General features: G+C 52.0%; 12 protein-coding genes. 2 read left to right on the top strand and 10 right to left on the bottom strand.

Annotation, left to right across the window (positions count from 1 at the left end):
• Positions 1-55 precede the first annotated feature (55 nt).
• The 3 genes from FHT67_RS08225 to FHT67_RS08215 form a co-directional block, all read right to left on the bottom strand.
• Complete coding sequence (locus FHT67_RS08225; protein ID WP_167197342.1) at positions 56-1,021, bottom strand: GH25 family lysozyme; 966 nt, start codon at positions 1,019-1,021, stop codon at positions 56-58.
• A gap of 140 nt (positions 1,022-1,161) precedes the next feature.
• On the bottom strand, positions 1,162-2,772 hold the full coding sequence (locus FHT67_RS08220) for a cellulase family glycosylhydrolase (protein WP_167197339.1): 1,611 nt from the start codon (positions 2,770-2,772) through the stop codon (positions 1,162-1,164).
• Between the two features lie 170 nt (positions 2,773-2,942).
• Positions 2,943-3,821 carry a LysR family transcriptional regulator gene (locus FHT67_RS08215; RefSeq protein ID WP_132306744.1) on the bottom strand — a complete coding sequence of 293 codons (879 nt, stop codon included), beginning with the start codon at positions 3,819-3,821 and terminating at the stop codon, positions 2,943-2,945.
• 161 nt (positions 3,822-3,982) lie between these two features.
• On the opposite strand from FHT67_RS08215, the gene FHT67_RS08210 reads away from it, so the two are divergent.
• Together FHT67_RS08210 and FHT67_RS08205 are read left to right on the top strand one after the other, a co-directional pair.
• A complete protein-coding gene (locus tag FHT67_RS08210; RefSeq protein WP_167197336.1) occupies positions 3,983-5,341 on the top strand; it encodes a uracil/xanthine transporter in 1,359 nt (452 codons plus the stop codon).
• 182 nt (positions 5,342-5,523) lie between these two features.
• Positions 5,524-5,964 (top strand): hypothetical protein, encoded by a 441-nt coding sequence (locus FHT67_RS08205; protein ID WP_167197333.1) that lies wholly within the window; start codon positions 5,524-5,526, stop codon positions 5,962-5,964.
• A 30-nt stretch (positions 5,965-5,994) separates the two neighbouring features.
• Here the strand turns inward: FHT67_RS08205 and FHT67_RS08200 are convergent, their stop codons facing one another.
• The 7 genes from FHT67_RS08200 to FHT67_RS08170 form a co-directional block, all read right to left on the bottom strand.
• Positions 5,995-6,357, bottom strand: a complete 363-nt coding sequence (locus tag FHT67_RS08200; RefSeq protein WP_165930651.1) for an IDEAL domain-containing protein — start codon at positions 6,355-6,357, stop codon at positions 5,995-5,997.
• A gap of 426 nt (positions 6,358-6,783) precedes the next feature.
• Positions 6,784-8,487 carry a biosynthetic-type acetolactate synthase large subunit gene (gene ilvB, locus FHT67_RS08195; RefSeq protein ID WP_167197330.1) on the bottom strand — a complete coding sequence of 568 codons (1,704 nt, stop codon included), beginning with the start codon at positions 8,485-8,487 and terminating at the stop codon, positions 6,784-6,786.
• A 681-nt stretch (positions 8,488-9,168) separates the two neighbouring features.
• Entirely contained in the window at positions 9,169-9,843 is a 675-nt protein-coding gene (locus FHT67_RS08190) for a DUF2238 domain-containing protein (RefSeq protein ID WP_167197327.1), read from the bottom strand.
• Positions 9,844-10,054: 211 nt separating this feature from the next.
• Entirely contained in the window at positions 10,055-10,963 is a 909-nt protein-coding gene (locus tag FHT67_RS08185) for a sugar phosphate isomerase/epimerase family protein (protein WP_167197324.1), read from the bottom strand.
• A 14-nt stretch (positions 10,964-10,977) separates the two neighbouring features.
• On the bottom strand, positions 10,978-11,940 hold the full coding sequence (locus FHT67_RS08180; protein WP_167197321.1) for a proline dehydrogenase family protein: 963 nt from the start codon (positions 11,938-11,940) through the stop codon (positions 10,978-10,980).
• Between the two features lie 80 nt (positions 11,941-12,020).
• Positions 12,021-12,833, bottom strand: a complete 813-nt coding sequence (locus FHT67_RS08175; protein ID WP_167197318.1) for a helix-turn-helix transcriptional regulator — start codon at positions 12,831-12,833, stop codon at positions 12,021-12,023.
• A 104-nt stretch (positions 12,834-12,937) separates the two neighbouring features.
• Positions 12,938-18,016: an S-layer homology domain-containing protein gene (locus tag FHT67_RS08170; RefSeq protein ID WP_167197315.1), complete on the bottom strand. Its 5,079-nt coding sequence runs from the start codon at positions 18,014-18,016 to the stop codon at positions 12,938-12,940.
• Positions 18,017-18,078 lie beyond the last annotated feature (62 nt).

Here is an 18,078-nt window from a genome sequence, read left to right as displayed (position 1 = left end):
GCATAACAACAAAAATCCCCCTCCGGGTCTATCGGAAAGGGATTTTTCCGCCTCTTTATTTCTTCAGCAGCTCTTCGATTGCTTTACGCGTATCGGCGCTGAACTCCTTGAAAAATTTGATCAGCTCCGCATTGCACAAGCCTGCGTTATACAGCATTTGAATCGTAATAAACTCCGGCATTCCTTTATCGTTCACCGACGTGATAATACCCGCTTTCATGGCTGCCGAAGTCGAGGTCTTCGTCCAGCTTGGCGGCGTTTGGCTGCCCGAAATGTTAACATGAGTCTCAAGCGCGGCAAGCCGCTGCTCAAGCTCCTCCATTCGTCGTTTTTCCGCATCTGTCATTGGTTTATCCTCCTCCGGCGCATAGGCATTAAGCAAATCGGCTTCCGTCCCCGCGTATTCATTCAGATCGACATTACCGCCAATGCCCGATACCTTCCGGGTGCCGCCAGGCAATGACCCGCCCGAGCTTCCGTCGCTGTATTGCCAAAACTTCCATTTGGCCCAAGCCTTGGCATCATCCGGCGGCGTAGATGCGTTGTATCTGGCAATCCATAACGGATATCCGCCAAGCGAGATATCGAAATGGTTGGCAAAAGCGTTGCCGGTATAAAAAATCGGCTTGACCCCAAATAACCGCTCCGTCTCCTCCAAAAAAGCTCTTGCTACGGCGTTCATGCTTGCATCGCTAAGGCTGCCCGAATTCGTCTCGTAATCCATGACGGGTGGTAATAGCAAGCTGTTAGCCTGCGAGGCCGTTTGGTAGAAAAACTGAGCTTCCCGTTTCGCCGCAGCCGATGAAGCCGCCCTCAGAAAATGGTAAGCCCCAACAAGAAGCCCTGCCGCTGCCGCTCCGTTGGCATTTTGCAGAAAGGTTGGATCCTTGTAGTTCTCTCCTTCGGTAGCTTTGACAAAAGCAAACGTGATTCCGTCGCCCGCGACTTTCGCCCAATCAATCGTTCCCTGGTAATGGGATACGTCAATGCCTTGGGCATTCCCCTTTGTTCTTCCTTGCACGACATCCCCTCCTTTGGGTCTTTAATGTAGCTTCTTCATATTAGGAGATTCAGATTCCGCTAGATAAGGCACGGCTTTTCGGCACAAAGAAGGCCGCCCTGCGGGAGGGCGGCCTACATAATTTCTTTTCTATTTCAGCATTACGGCGCAGCCGTCAGATTGAAGGCTTCCCAGCCGCTGACGCTGTCGCGGTTGGCAATCAGCATGCCAAGATTCAAATCCGCGCTGACATATTTATTGTTGGCAACCGATTTGAACGATACCGTGCCATCGGCATTGGTTGATTTCGTGAACTTCTCCCACGCCGCAATACCCTGCGCCTGCGCGATCAGCCTGCCGTTGTTGTTAAGATCGGCGCTGACGTATTTATTGTTGGCAAGCGACAGGAACGATACCGTGCCGTCCGCGTTCGTCACCACGATAAATTTCTCCCATGTGCCAACGGTGGTGCGGTTGGCCACAAGCGGCGAGGCGCCGGTATTCTCGGCCGTAACGTACAGATTGTTCGCTTTTGCCTGCAGGCTGGAAGGCGCATTAAGCTTCGCGTAAGCTTTGAACATATTGATAAGGGTCGTATTTGGCGTAAAGTAATTGGTTGTGAATTTGGACAGCTTCGATTGCATCGTTGCAAGACTGTCGCTGCTTACGTTCGGGAACGGGTTCGTATTGTTCTGGTACAAGCCCCAATTGCCGCCGCTCGTTACTTTATAGGACCAGTTCGTCCAGGAAACGTCAAGCGCATCCAGGCCCGACAGCCATTTCTCCCATAGGTCGTTATGCGTAAACAACGTAAACTCGCCGGAGTAGACCGGCACGTTCCAATTGTTCTGATGCCAGACAATATCCGAGAACCACTGGTTGATGCTGTTGTTCTGGCTATTCCAGTCCGTATCGTTCCAGTCATAGCTGTGCACCTCGTAAACCACGTTCGTCCAGCCGTAAGTCGAAGGAGCCGCAATATTATTCCAATAGCCGAAGGCTTCCACGTAAATCATATGATCCGGGTCAATCGCGCGGACGGCTTTGTACAAACGGTCATACATTTGGCTGATCGACAGGCTGCCGTTATTGCTGACCGGTTCATTAAGCAGATCGTAGCCGGCAATCGTTGGATTGCCTTTGTAGTGAGTGGCGATCCTCTGCCACAGCTGCACGACCCAGTTCTGGTACGTGGTGTTGCTCCACAGCTCGTTTGCGCCTTCGCGCCCGCCGCTTTGCCAGCCGTTCATATTGCCCGGAACGCCGTGCAGATCAAGCAGCACATACAGACCTCGGGATTGCGCGTTGGATACAAGCCAATCCAGGTTGCCGAACGATACGGCATCCGACTTCATCGTGCCGTCGCGGTTCATCATGTTCTCCCAATAAATCGGCACCCGGATAAAGTTAAGACCCATATTTTTTATCGTATCCAAATCGCTTGCCTGAATCCATAAATCCTGATAGCTGTCCTTCAAGGAATCAACCGCAGAAGATCCGAACCGGTTAATCAAGGTTCCGCGGACCGTCCACTCGTCGGTGCCGCCAAGCGGGGACATCCAGTTCTCTTCCATCATCCAGCCGCCAAGGTTGGTGCCATGCAGGCTTACGACGCTGCCGTTGCCGTTGTTGTTCTTAATTTGCTTTCCGTTTGTCTTCAAAAAATCGCTTGCTCCGATGGCCGCATCCGCTTGCTGTACCTTGATGGAGCCCATCATTCCCACCGCTAGGCAAGCCGTTACGGCCAGGGTTAGTGCTTTTTTTAATTTCATTAACGTGCCTCCTTATTTGATTTCTATTTATGAAATCGATTTCAAACAATAATATAACGACCCGCCCGGCAAAAAGCATTGGTTATTTTTCAGATTCAATTGTACGGTTTTCAGGATTGAAAAATTAACCAATTAACAAAAAAAACCTTCCGGCGTGGAAGGGATTTCTCTTACCTTAGCAAGGGCCCGGCAATCAAATCGATAAGCTTCTGTGCGGCTTTGCTCAAATAATGCTGCTTCAGCCATATGACCGCCGAGCTTGAAGTGACGTCCGGCCCGTCGATAGGCACAATCCGGATACGGTGATTCTGATACCGATTCACCGAGGTGCGCGGAAGAATGGAAGCGCCAAAGCCCGAAGCGATAAGCTCCACAAGCATTCCGATATCCGAACATTCGCCTATAACCGCAGGCGAAAGTCCGCGCGAATGGAATTGATCGAGGATCAGATGATAAAGCCCTAACCCTTCCGTGCTCGGGAGAACAAGCGGGTGCTTGGCAATACAATCATACGTAACCTTTTCAAGCTGCTCATCACCCGCCCCGGTCACAAAAAACAAAGGCTCGGCGCCAAGAATGACATGATCGAAATCCTCCAGGCTGACCGGAAGACGGACGATCGCCAGGTCCAATGCTTTGTCCTTGATCAATCTCGTCAGCGTATTCGTCTCATTCTGCTGAATCTTGAACGTAACCTTCGGATATAACTGGCGAAAGGCGCTAAGCACGGCCGGAAGCCGTTCGTCGGACAGCGTATTGATTCCGATCGACAGCTTTCCCCGAAGCCCGAGGCCGGATTCTTTGACTTCCTCCTTTGCTTCCTCCAGCAGCCGGGTGATGGTCAAGGCATGCTCGTACAAGGTTTTTCCCGGCGCCGTCAGCTCCAGATGGCGGCCGCTGCGTACAAATAAAGACACGCCAAGCTCCTCCTCCATCAGCTTCAGCTGCTGGCTGAGCGGTGGCTGCGACATATGCAGACGCAGCGCCGCCGACGTCACCTGAAGCTCTTCCGCCAACGCAATAAAATAACGCAATTGTTTGATATCCATTTCCTGTCCCCATCCGCAAGTCTGCTATATGATTTTCATATGCTTTCGCAATTTATTTAATATTTTTAATATAGTTATGCTCATGATACCATATACGGAGCATTCGGAAGAAAAACGAAGCTCGAATGAAACGGAAATTTTGAAGAAAGCTGGGAATCCTAATGTTGAAAACAAAAGAGAGCTTCACCGTGCTGCTTGCCGGCATGCAGTGGCTGTTCTTTATATTTACGAATACGGTAATGGTGCCGCTCTCGGTCGGCCATGCGCTTGGACTTGCGCCGGAGGATATCGCGTCTTCGATGCAGCGCTCCTTTATTCTGACCGGACTGCTCTGCATCGTCCAGGCGGTATGGGGGCACCGTTACGCCCTAATGGATGGCCCGGCCGGCGTCTGGTGGGGACTGGTGCTCAGCATTTGCGCTTCCGCGCCCGCGATGGGACTGGATATCGGCACGGTTGCGGCAAGCCTTAGCAGCGGCTTTATCATCTCGAGCAGCATAGTCATTATTCTTGCGTTATGCGGCTTCCTGAACGTACTGCGGCGTATCTTTACGCCGATGGTTATGGGCGTGTTCCTGCTGCTGCTTACCTTCCAGCTCGCCAACACGTTCTTTAAAGGGATGATCGGATACGATCAAGGCGGCAAATGGGATTTGAAGCTTGCTGCCTTGTCCCTGTTTATTATTATCGTTGTAGCTTTTATTCATCTGAAAGGCAAAGGGAAATGGGGGCAGTTCTCTCTGCTGGGCGGGATTATCGTAGGCTGGATCGCTTACTCCGTCTTTTTCGGAAGTCAGAGCCGCATGGAAGCAGCAAGCGGAGGAACCGGCATCTGGCATTGGCTTCCGTGGGGAACGCCGGGCTTTGAGCCGGGCATTATAATGGTAGGCCTGCTTGCCGGGCTCGTCAATATGACCAACACGCTTACGAGCTTGACGGCGGCAGGCAGGCTTTTCAAACGGGAAGCAACCAACAAACAGTTTGTCCGCTCGATCCTGTTCACGAACGGCTTCTCGATTCTGGCGGGGTGCCTGGGCTTGATTCCGTTCGGAACGTTCGCATCCTCGATCGGGTTTTTGGAAAACACGAAGGTACTTCGCCGTGCGGCCCTTATTGCCGGAGCAGCAATGTTTATCATCGTCGGAGTCTTCCCGGCATTAGGCAGCTGGCTGGCTAAGCTGCCGTTGTCCGTCGGGAATGCGGTATTGTTCGTCGCTTACCTGCAGATGTTCGGCACCGCGATCCGATCCTTCCAGGGAACCTCGTTTAATGCCAAGACGATCTATCGGGTTGCGCTTCCGGTTCTGACCGGTATCAGCATCATGAACATACCGGCTTCGGCCTTTGCGGAGTTTCCACCTCTCCTGACGCCGATTCTCTCCAACGGACTTATTATCGGAGTTATCCTCGTCATCATTCTGGAGAACGTCATCCGCTGGGACCGGTTCGAGACCAAGGCTTCCGAACTTAGGGCTGCGGAACCCAAGGATCACGCCATGAAACCGGCAGCACAATCGTAATCCTAAAAAGGCCATGCAGACTCAGGCATGGCCTCTCAATTTATTGCGGAACTGAATCGAAAGGATAGATAGAGAAAACTTGGAAAAAGGCTCTATCCCCCTATTGAAACACCCATTCGGATGCGGCATTTTGTCCATAAACTATGAGATAAGCTGCCGCAGCGAGGGGATGCGAGTCTTGTATGTTTAACTGTATCGGAAAGGTTATTGTCGTGAATAACAGCGGCATTATCCATTTTGGATTTGCCAAACAAATCGCTCCGGAATCCATTCAAGTCGGTAACGGCAACGGCTCAACGACATCAGAGGAGGATTTGGAGGAAACGGGGAGAGAAACCGAAAACCAAGCGAACGGCAATGGCGGCAATGGCGGCGATAGCGATACTAATGGCAATAGCGGCAATAAAAGGAAAGTAGCTAACGGAAAAAGCAAAGGTGCAAGCAAAAGCAAAGGCGCAAGCAAAAGCAAAAGCAAGCCAACCGGCAAAACGCCTGCCGCGGCCAACAAAAAGGCGGCAACAGCCGCGGCCGCCTTTCCTAACCTGCCGTTCGGAAAGCAGCCTTTCGGCAATATCGGCAAAAATCATCCGTTGCTCCATTTAATGAAAAAGAGGTTCAAGTAAGCCAATCGGCTAACTTGAACCCTTTCATTTTTACTCGAATATATGGGATAAACGGGATCCGTTGTTGTTCCACATCCACTTTCGGGATTTCGAATCGCCTTGCACCGTTTCCTTCAGCCGGCCGCTGAGCTCCATAAACCAGGCTTGATCCTGCGCCTCAAGAGCGAGATCAATCAAACTGCGAATATCCTCCTCATCCGGAACCCACTCTGCCTGCTGTCTCAAATGATGAACCTTAGCAAGCGCCATACGCCCGGCCGAATCCTCGTTATCCGATTTTACAACATGAACCTTTGCAACGTTTTGTTCCAAGTCGATATGCTCGACGTAGCCGAAAACAAATTCACCGCTGATCGTTTGACCTTGCACCCAATCGCTGACTGCAATACTCATGGTCATCACCGCCTTAATTGAAGTAAGTAACTGTAACTTAAGTTGTTACTGTTATAATAATGTATACAGTTATCGATGTCAACAGGCTGCCTCAAGATTACTCATGCAGCAGATTTCCGGATAAAAACTCCTTCACCTGACTGGGATACGGAGTCTCCGAAACAATGCCTTCCGCGGCCCGCGACCCATGCATCGGGAAGTCCTTCCCGGGAGGCAATCTAGCAAAAAAATGAAGAGCGTATTGTTCATTCTTGGCAGGTTTCAGCTTATTTCATACATCCTCTTTCGAAAGGATTCGCGCCGCGGCCGGTTAACGAAAGACACAGCAATACCGCTGCCAGCAGCACAGAAATGATTCGGGACCTATTCATGCGCTCCTCCTGCAAGTACGTGATAACCATTATACGTAAAAGCAAGGAAGAAGTTTTACTCAAATTCCCCAAGAATCATCTCATCCAAGGCCGTGCCGCCGATAACCATCGGATACACGTTCTCGTCCATCGGAATAACGAACTCTACGAGTACCGGACCCGGTGTCTCAAGCGCTTCCCGCCAGGCAGCGTCTGCCTCGGCCTTATTCGAAGCGCGCAGCCCCTTCAGCCCGTAGGCTTCGGCCAGCTTGACGAAATCCGGGCTTCCTGCCAGATCGATCTGGCTCAGCCGGTTCTCGTACATAAGCTCCTGCTGCTGTCTTACCATGCCGAGCACCCGGTTATTCAGAACGACGATCTTCACCGGAATTTGCTGCACCGCGCAAATCGCCATCTCCTGGGCGCACATCTGCATTCCGCCATCGCCGTTGATCGAGATTACAAGCCGGTCCGGATTGCCGATCTGGGCACCTACCGCCGCCGGAAAACCAAAGCCCATCGTGCCAAGTCCTCCAGAGGACAAAAGCGAACGCGGCTGATTAAACTTGTAAAATTGCGCCGTCCACATTTGATGCTGACCTACGTCCGTTGAAATAATCGCGTCGCCATGGGAAGTCCGATGAATCATTTCGAGTACGTATTGCGGCTTTAGCTCGGTATCCGAATCGTTGTAGCGTAGCGGATGCTGCGATTGATACTGCCTAATCCGCTCCAGCCAGCCTGCGGTTTCGGCAGGCGCTGCTACCGTACAAGCGTACGCGAGAATCCCCTTCAAATCGCCAACGATGCTGATATCGGCTTTAATGATTTTATCAATCTCCGCCGGGTCGATATCAATGTGGACAATTCGTCTCGCCTGCGGCGCAAAGCCCCCTACCTTCATCGTCAGCCGGTCGTCAAACCGGGAGCCCAGCGAGATGATCAGATCCGCCTGCTGAATAGCCATGTTGGCCGCATAGTTGCCATGATGGCCGGCCATGCCAAACGCAAGGGAATGTCCGCTCGGAAAACCGCTAAGTCCGTGCAGCGTAGCTATAACCGGGATCTGCGTCCGGTCAACAAAACGGATAAGCTCGTCGGAAGCATTCGCATGGACGATCCCGCCTCCGGCAATGATAAGCGGTCTTTCGGCTTCGGCGATAGCCGTCATCCATTCGCCAACGCGCGCCTCGTCGATGGCCGGATCCGGCTCATAACCGCGAAGGCTTACTTCCGCCGTATACGGCTCATACTCCAGCTTGGCATTCGAAATATCCTTCGGAATGTCGATCAGAACCGGTCCTTTCCTTCCCGTGCCCGCCAGATAAAAGGCTTCATGCAAAATTCGCGGAATATCTGCCGCATCGCGGACGGAATAGCTGTGCTTGGTTATCGGCATCGTTATGCTTACAATATCGGCTTCCTGGAAAGCATCCGTCCCAATCATGTACGTAGGCACATTTGCCGTAATGATAACCATCGGAATGGAATCCATATGCGCCGTGGCGATGCCGGTCACCAAATTGGTTGCGCCCGGTCCCGAGGTTGCGATACATACGCCAACTTTGCCGGTGGAACGGGCATAACCGTCGGCCGCATGAACCGCGCCTTGCTCATGGCGGGTCAGAATATGCTTGAATTCTTTGTTTTGCGTCATTGCATCGTAAATATATAACGCACTCCCGCCAGGGTAACCAAATACCGTATCAACGCCTTCTTCCAATAATCCTCGCAGCAGTGCTTCCGAGCCAGTCATCCAGGTTTTTGTCGTTTTCTCCATCTTGGGCAGCCTCCCGTAATTAAAAAATAACCCCTTTCTTCCCCGGCTAATCACAGCAATGCTGCAAGCCATAAGGGACGAAAGGGGTTTAGTCTTCGCGGTACCACCCTGGTTCACCGAAATTCTCGCGAATCCGGTCTCAAGAGGCAGGAACGCTCCTGCCTGCCGCACGATAACGTGTGCAATTCCGGTTGAGCCTACTTGGCTGAAGTTCAGCTTTCGGTCAACAGCTCCGAGATGACCGCGTCCATCGCTTATGGCAAAGGTTCCACCAATCCCTCTGCTCTCTGGGCATAAGCCGCATGCCGCTATTTCTCTTCCACGCTTCTTTATGAAAAATCATAAAACCCCTTTCTTCCATAGGCGTCAGCATACAGCTGAACGGCCTAGGGACGAAAGGGGTTATCTTCGCGGTACCACCCTGGTTCACCGGCGATCTTGCAAATCCGGTCTCATGAGGCAAGCAACTGCTTACCTGCCGCACGGTAACGTGTGCCAATCCGGTTGAGCCTACGCAGCTGAACTTCCTTCAGCCTTCAGTCAACAGCTCCGAGATGACCTCATGCAAGGCTTAAGGCAAAGGTTTCAGCATTCCCTCCGCTCTCTGAACATAAGCTGACTGCATGTTATTCTCTTCTGCGCTTTTGCTTTTGCACATCATAGCATATCAAAATCGGCTTTTCAATCCGTATTTTTCCCGATCATGCTGTTCTTCCGATTCAGCGCTCTACACAGAAGCAGAAATATGACGATCGCAACGACTACTCCGGCAAGCGCCGACGTCATATCCTTCTGCGAATCAAACGGATCGCCTTCAAGCCCGATATACTTGGCCGCCATCTTTCTGTTGAACAGATAAGCCGACCACATTTCGAGCAGCTCGTACAAAGCGCTTGCCGTCGTAATCATCGCAAAGGTCACGATATAGGCCGGCCATTTCCTGTGCAGCTTCAGGAAATATTGAACCGACTCCCGTACGGGAAAAGCGATAAGCAAGCCAAACGCGAAGTGGACAATCCGGTCGTAGAACCCTCTTTTGATGTGAAAAAGCTGCTTCAGCCATTCATCTATCGGCGTATCCTGATACGTATAGTGAGCGGCATAAGCATGCATCGCCAGGAAGAGTGCGATAAGCACGTACGATAAATTGCTGAGCGGAAACTTCCGGTACGCCGCAATCAGAACAATTACGAAGGCAATCAAAAGCGAATTTTCGACCGCCCATATTTTCCAGTCCGATGGACGTATCGCCATGATGATCCAAAATACGGCTAATATCGCTATCGTGATCTGCAGCAGCCTATTCTGTTTAAAAGGTATCAGATGGCTTCGCAGCCACTTGGATTTGTCTGTCATTCGGCGCAGCCTCTTTTTCATCAGGTTGAGGATTATCTTTCCCCAAATGGCACAGATTATATAGCAAAAAGGAGGGGCTCCCCCTCCTCAAGGCAAAAGCTTGATTCGGATTGACGATTTATCAGGCCCACCGGCAAAATTAACCATTTTATTGATCATTTCTGTAAATACGAGCACAAAAAAACTGCCTGCAGCAGCAGGCAGCAACCTTTTATCGTATGGCTTGCGGATTGGATGCCTCGGCTACAACCTCTTCCCATAATTCCTCGGCGATTTGCTTCAGCAGCAAAGCCTCCTGCCAGCGGTCGGTTGTCTCAACCTCGCGGCCGTTCTCAGCTACTCTCGTAATCGCATAACCCGGAGGACCCAGCTCCGGAATAAAAGAGAGAATATCGCCGGACGCGGCATTCGCGTACCAATTTCCCATTCCCTTGCGCCACCAGCGTTTGAAATGCTTGATCATCGGATGGCCGCCGTTAACCATATCCACTTGGACCTGCTCTCCGTTGGAGATGCGGCCGTGAATTCCGGCGGTCCGCTGAAGCAGTATCTCAAACTCCTCTTCCGAACGGCTGTGCGTGCCGTCCAATTCGCCGCCAACTACGTAATGCGACAGATCGATTATGAGCTTAAGCTGCGGCAATGCCCTTACATATTCGGTCGTCCGGAGCAGATCCTGCGTAATTCTTCCGCGATGGGTTTCGATAAATTGCGGGATGCCCGCTTCCGAAGAAGCCTCGAGAAGACCCTCCAGCAATTGAACCGCTTCATCGCCAATAACAAACGCATCCATAACTTGAGAATTGATGTATTGAACCCGGCCGAACTTCCTCGCGGCTTCAAGCGTATCCAGCATGTCCTTGACGTTCGCCGGAAAAGCGATCGTGCTGAAGCTGAACTGATGCTTGTCCAGCAGACGATGCCACTGCGCATAGTCCTGTTCAGACGGCATCGTTGCGCTGATGCCGGTAAAGCCGGCTTCGGCGATTTTCTCGAACTTCTCCTCCATCGTCCATTCCCGGCCGTTCTCGCCAAGCCCAGTCATCGCCCACCAGGACTGTTGGATTTCCATTCTTGGCGGACGCGAAGAACCGTCGTTCAAATGAAAGTTAGATGCCATTACGAACACGCTCCCTACTGGTAGTTGTTGTTCACTCCCTGTCCGCTTACCATATCGATGACAGCCTGATACAGGTTAGGCGGATATTCCGCAATCCGGTGACATAAATACAAGTACCACTCGTGGCCGTACGGAACATAAATCCGTATCGGTGCCCCTTCGCTCCGAAGGCGGCAAGCCAGCTCCGGACGAATGCCGTACAGCATTTCAAGCTCGGCTTGCGGGCTTGTCAGCCATCCTCTCTCCCTTGCGGCATTAATAATAACGTCGTCATGGGTGGCGATAGATACCTGATGGCCTTCACGGATTGCTAGTTCAACTAGATTCAAATAACGCTCATTCAGCTCGGGCGACCGTGCAAGCGACAGATTGTCCGGCTCTTGATAAGCTCCCTTTACGATACGGATTCGCCCAGGCGAAGTCAGCGCGGCCAAATCCGCCGGCGTTCGGTTGAGATGCGCCTGCAAGGTAATACCGATGCCGGAGTATTCGGCCGTTGCCTGCTTATAGACGGATAAAATATCATCCGTTTTCCCCGACTCTTCCATGCTGATGAACAGCTCGATCTCCGTTCCTTCCGTCTGCTTGGCCAGCTCCGTCAAGTTGGCATGCGCAAGCGAAGGGCTTATCATTAATCCGATATGCGACAGATCAAACGACACCCGCCCCGGCAATCCCGACTGCTTCAACTGCTGAATAAGCGCTTTCATCTCAGCCGCGGCTTGTTCGCACTCCCCGGCATCCGATGTATTCTCACCAATGTATTCGATGGAAAGAGAATAACCCCTTCTCATAATCTCTTTTCCGGCTTTCAATCCTTCCTGAAGATTGTTCCCCGCCATATACCTTAACGCAGCCCGGCGCAATATCCCATTCAACTGCGGGTTCTGCTCCGCATAACCTTTCAAATCCGCGCGGCGCGCGATAGATTTTAAGACTGCTGTTAACTGTTGTTCCAATTCCGAATGCCGATTCATGCGATGCCACTCCCTTTTCACGAATTGCGTTTATTGTAAGAGATAAGGGAGTGACCGTATTGTATAAAATTGCTCTTTTGCTACATCGATAAAACGTACTTCTGCGGCGTAGCTCCTACGATTCTGCTGAACGTCCGGGAGAAGTGGCTTTGGTCGTAAAATCCCGCTTCAGCCGCAATATCGGCGATCGCCCGACTGTTCTTCGCAAGCTCCGCCTTGGCATGATTAATCCGGAGCAGATTCTGATAAGCATGGGGAGGCAGAAGGCTCGATTGCTTAAACAACCGGATCAGATGGAACCTGCTGATAGCCGTTATCCTCTCCAGTTCGTCCAGGGTAACCCTTTCCGTATAATGCTCATGCAAGTATTCCTTGACCAGCTTGACGTATTTGCGTTCTTGTCTGGCTCTGCAGCGCTGATGCGCAAAATCGGAAGCATTGCGGCTGACTACCGCCTCGATAAGCTCAATCAGCGAGGTTTCGATATCAAGCGGGGAAGCGGCTCCCGATAAGGCTTCCATCGTCCGGTTGATGCGGATTCGGCAAACCTTGTTCTTGCCCTCCTCCAGCAGGAAAGGAATGTGCAGCCGGGCAAGCTCCCGCTGCTTCAGCCCTTGAAGCCAATCCTGCTTGATAAACAGCATTTTATAGCTCCAGTCCGCTCCTTCCTCCGGATGGCAGGCATGAAGCATCATTGGCGGAAAACTGATCATGCGGCCTTCCTCCACCCGGTGCAGCGTTCCGTCACACCACGCGTGAGTCTCCCCGGTATCGATAAGCCCGATGGAATACTCCTCATGGAAGTGCTTCTGATAGGCAAAATCGCTCCTGCGGCATCGTTTGGCTTCAAGAAACGGTAGCGCTTGATCGCGGTAAAAGACGACATCCGGCATGCGTATCGTACACCTCCTTTAATCTATCGTTTATTATATCAGCCTTTACGTAGAAAAGGACAATCCGGAAGATTGCCTGCTCCCGGATCGTCCCTGCTCAAACTCTAATTCTTGTAAATTTTGTACAGCATGACGGCAACTTCCGCTCTTGTCGTTGTCGCCAGAGGAGACAATTTGCTTCCCGCCCCTTGCACAAGGCCGTTCTTAACAAGGGTTGCGATGCTGTCTGCCGCATACGGGCTTACTTGATCGGCATCCGCATAACCGCTAAGATCAGCCGCGGTACCGTTCATCGCAGACAGCTTTTTAGCCGCAACCAGCGCCTTGGCTGTCAACGTCATCATATCCTGTCTGCTGATGCTTGCGCGCGGATCAAAGCGGTTTTCGCGAATGCCGTTCGTAATGCCAAGCTTCTTCGCAATGCCTACCGCCTGATAATAATAATCCGTAGATTGGACATCCGCAAAGTTCGAGTCTACTTCGGCTGTCAGACCAAGCGCGGATACAAGAAGCTGAATAAAATCAGCTCTCGTGATCGCCGCATTTGGCGAGTAGGTTTTAGCGGAAGTGCCTTTAATGATTCCTCTGGATGCCAGAGCTTCGATCTGTGCTTTGGCCCAAGGTACCCCGGCGAGGTCATTAAAGGTCTTGCGGACCTCCGCGACAGCGTATTTGCTGAAATGGGTCGTTGTGAACGACATCACGCCCGCTGCCTGATTATAATAACCGCTTGATACAGGCTCTGTCGTACCGTCATCCTTCACGTACAGAATGACGAGATGATCCGTATTTTCGCCTGCTGCCGGCGTGTACGGAATGGTTACAAGGACTTGCACATTGTCATTATGGAAGCCAAGCGGCTTGTTGTCCGCCAGCAAATGAATATCGACAGCCGGCTTCCCTTCGTCCAGAGAGCTTGCAGGTCCGATATGAAGCGTTACGTTCTGGGCGGAACCAAGCTCCGCAGCCGTAAACATGCCTGACGGCAGCGTAACGGTGCCAAATGCCGTTTTTACCCGAATCTCTTGCGATTCTTCAAGCTGTCCGAGCACGCTAACCGGAATTTGCTGTTCATACGCTTCCGCTCCCGCCACTTGCGGCAGTTCAATCTCCACGACTTTCCTGCCGTCCCGCAGTACCGGGGCAAGCGTTAATGCTTTTGTCAGGTCGGCGCTTGTTACGGATCCTGATGCAACTCTGGTAGTCGAGTTCATAACCCCGTTCACCGTAAGTCTTGCCAGATCCGATGTAACAACCGGCGTAAGGCCGTTTGAGGAGCTGGCATTACTGCCGCCGCCGGAATGGCTTGGGCTGGATTTCGCCGGTACAACCACGGCGATGGAAGCCGTATCCGCCGTCGTGTTATCCGACGTTCTTGTCACGCGAAGCACCAGATTTACCGTGGTTTCCGCTGCTGGCGGCGTAATCGCTCCGTCAGTGCCAATCACTTCGTTGTCCGAGGACAGGATGGAAATAGAGTAACCGGCTGGCACTTCAGGCAGCGTCAGCATCGCGGCATCCTTCGCCGGTGACGTAATCGCCGTAATACCGTCCGCGATTTCTTTCACCGTGCGGGCAATCGTAACACTTTGCGCAGCGGACAATGCCGACTCCTTGCCCGTTCCGTCAATCACGCCAACTTTGTAGTAATAGGTATGCTCGGAAGGCAGGCTGCTGTCAGTGTAAGAGCCGGCCGCGCCGCTGTACACTTTCGTGAAGGTGCCTTCTTCGCTTTCCGAACGGTACAGGTTATAACCAAGCGCTCCGGTCGTTTTGTTCCAGGCAAGCTTCACGCTGGTCGAAGATGCCGCTGTTGCCGTAAGGCCCATTGTAGAATCCGTCGCCGGCGCCAAATCCGGATCTACGATCATTATCCAGCTGATCATCGGATCTTGCGCTGCCGTATTTCTAACGGTCACTTTCAACGATCCGCCCGTTACGTTCACGCCCGTAAATGCCATCGTATTGCTTGGCGTAAACGTAACGGCGCCTTTATTCTCGTCATTCAGGAGCAAATTGGCTTTTCTGCTCGTATTGGTCCACGGATCGTTAAAGCCCAGATAAACATCGTACGAACCGTTCTCCAGGGTAAATTGATAAGCAAGGTCCGTACCCTTCGGAGAATTGGCTACATTGCCGCCGTTCAAGTAACGGACCGTTGAGAAAATATCCCCGTCAGCCGAACCGGAAGGCAGCGAATCCGTGCCGAGATAACCCCAAGGCGAAGCATCGGCTGCATTATAAGCCTGCTCGATTACCGTTTTGTTCGCCAGCGTGTCTTGCATATAAGAAGCGAGAAGCTTGTAATCGGATGTCGCGTAACCTCCGGCATTCACGAAATACAGCGCGTTGTCCGGCACGACGTACATTTTGACGCTCTGCACCTTGTTGTAATACTCCGGCAGCGTCATTTGAACCGTAATGGGACCCGGCTTAGCAAAGTCCGCTGCCGTGAGAGCATGCGAGTTAACGGACCAGGTTACGGGCGTTGACACGGTTCCCGTTTTGCCCAACACGTCAACCTGGCTCGGCAAGCTAGGCACTTCCCCAAGCTTAACCGCTTCAGGGAACTTGGTGGTCACGTTCACTTGACCCATTGCATTCAATAGATCCGGCGTCCAGCTCGCATACCATTTAATCGCAATATCCGTACCCATTCCGAACTCGATTGGCAGGAAAACGTATTTGGCTCCGTCATTGGCAAAATTGCCGCCGTTCCAAATGTCGCCTACATAGATAAACTTGCCGTTCTCCGGATCAACCGGAATTACATACGTCGATTGCGTATTAAAAGCTTTCGTCGGATCCGGATCGCTGGCCGACGTACGGACGAACGGATCCTGCATCGGAGCCCATGGGCCGAAGATATGATCCGCTACCGTATATTTGTTCTGGTTGGCAGCCCAGCCCGTTGCACCGGAAGTAATCAAGTAATAATGGCCGTTATATTTGAACATGGCCGGTGCTTCGCGTTGCGCTCCCGGGAATACCCGCACGTAGTCAACGCCGTTTACGGCTTTGTACGAAGCATCGCGAACGGCGTTTCCGTACTCGTCCACGTTGCCGTCTTTATGCCAGCCGGTTACGTCGAGATAATCCGGCATCAGCTTGGAGATGTAGATCGTCAGGTTCTCTTCGCTCGAATAGATCAGGTACGCGGTTCCGTCATCGTCCTTGAACAGGTTCATATCCCTTGCCATGCCCGGGTTGCCAGGCTGGTAGTCGATCTCTCCGGCAGGAGCCTGGTCCATCCGGTAGCTTCGCTGGTAGACGAACGGTCCGGTTGGCGAATCGCTTATGGCCACGCCCGCTTGAGCTTTGCCGTAGTTGGCACTGTTGTTGTAAGGATCCTTGTCGCCGTCGATATGAGCCCACATGACGTATTTCTTGGTTTCGTCGTTGTAGATGACTTTCGGACGTTCAACGATTCTTCCTTTGCGGATATCCGCCCAGATGTTAACGGTATCCGTTCTTTCTTCATACAGCTTGGAGATGAGAGGGTCATTCGTAAAATCATCCATCGAGTTGATTAACGTAAGAGCCATACCCTCGTCTTTCCAGTTCATGAGGTCCGTAGAAGAGTATACCCGGACGCCTGCAGCCGGCCATCCGCCTTTGTGGTATTCCCCATACCAGTAATACTTCTTCGTTTTCTCGTCGTACATGATTCCCGCGCCGTGAGCGTCAATCGGATTGCCGGTTATATCTGCCCAAAGAGCGCCCGGCGTTAACGAGGTACGCACCGCACTCACCCCAAGCAAATCGGATACGGCGGAAGAAACGCCGTCTACTACCGCGCTGATGGTATAGAAGTAGCCCGTGCCTTGCGTTAAACCGGTATTAGTGAAGGTGGTATCCGTACCGTTGTACACTTCGGAAAAGGTTCCCGTGGCACTCGCGGCCCTTTTAACGGAATAAGCAACGGCTGTTCCCTGCAAGGCATCCCAGGTCAGCGTTACCGAAGAATCCGTCGTGGACGCCGCCTTGAAGTTAGCAGGCGCGTCAAACGCATAGGTCGTTGCTTGAACGGATACTGGCGGCGATTCGCCAAAGGCATTGTACGCCGTCATTTGATACCTGTATTCCTTGTTGGCTGTCAAGCCTGCAGCTTGATAGCTTAAAGAGGTTCCGTCGTAAATGTTCTCGAAAGACGCACCGCCGTTGGAGGACTGGTACACTTTGTAGCCGGTTGCCTTGGCAACGGCCGCCCAGCTCAGATTGATTTTCGACGAGTTAACCGCCGTTGCGGTCTGACCGGTTGGCGCAGCCGGCGCAACGCCTACAGTCCTCACTTTCAATTCCGGCGACCACTGGGACTCGGTAAGTCCGCCGTACAAATAAGCGATTTTATAATAATAATCCGTGTCCGAGCTCAAGCTTGTATCCGAATAGCTGGTTGCGGTCGTGCTGCCCGCATAGCTGTAACCGCTTCCGGATGTTGTGGAACGATAAACGTTGTAGCTGCTTGCCCCTTCAACGGCATTCCAATTCAGCGAAACGGAGGAACTGGTCTGCGCATCCGATTGAATGACGGTTGAATTGGCTGCCGGGATATCCGTAACCATAACGTCATCCACTTGAACCGACTGCCATTTGTTGCGGATGCCGATCTTCCCGCTTGCGAAAGTTGAATCGACCGCATCAAACAGCAGCTTATCCTTTCCGTTCTCCACGATGTAGGCTTTGATTGAGCTGCCAATAAGCACAAGCTTCAGCGTATACCAGGTATTTTTGCTGAGCGCATAAGCGGTGGCGCCTTTAATCGTGGCGTCCGTGTTATTCACACGTTTGGTCAAGGTAAGCCCGGTGGAGGACTGCATTTGAAAATAGTAAAAGTTTTTATAGTCTTGGACGCGGGCCAGAATGCCCGGAAAGGCGCCGCCGGCTCCCGTATAGAACCGCATGGAAACCGTGGAATCCGTCCAATTATCTCCCGTCGTAATAATGCCTTCGCCCGTATCGGTCTGGCTAAGCACTTTATTGTTGGCATCAGCCGGATCGGCTGCTACCGTCCATGTACCGGACGTAACTGTCCACTCCGGATCCGCCGTATAATTCCCGTCAGTGAAATGATCTTGAAAATCGATAGCCGAAGCTGCCGACACCTTGGGGATCGGCGTAAAGTTGAACAAAGAAACACCTAATGACAGCAGTAAAAGCCACGCAATCGGTTTTTTCCGCACTTTCTTTTCGCTCCTTTGAATAAATTAGAGTACGATCAAACGCGGATGGTACTGGCAAAGCT

This window comes from Paenibacillus sp. BK720, assembly GCF_011761545.1.
Taxonomy (GTDB): domain Bacteria; phylum Bacillota; class Bacilli; order Paenibacillales; family Paenibacillaceae; genus Pristimantibacillus.
This window is presented reverse-complemented; position numbering and strand designations above follow the sequence as displayed.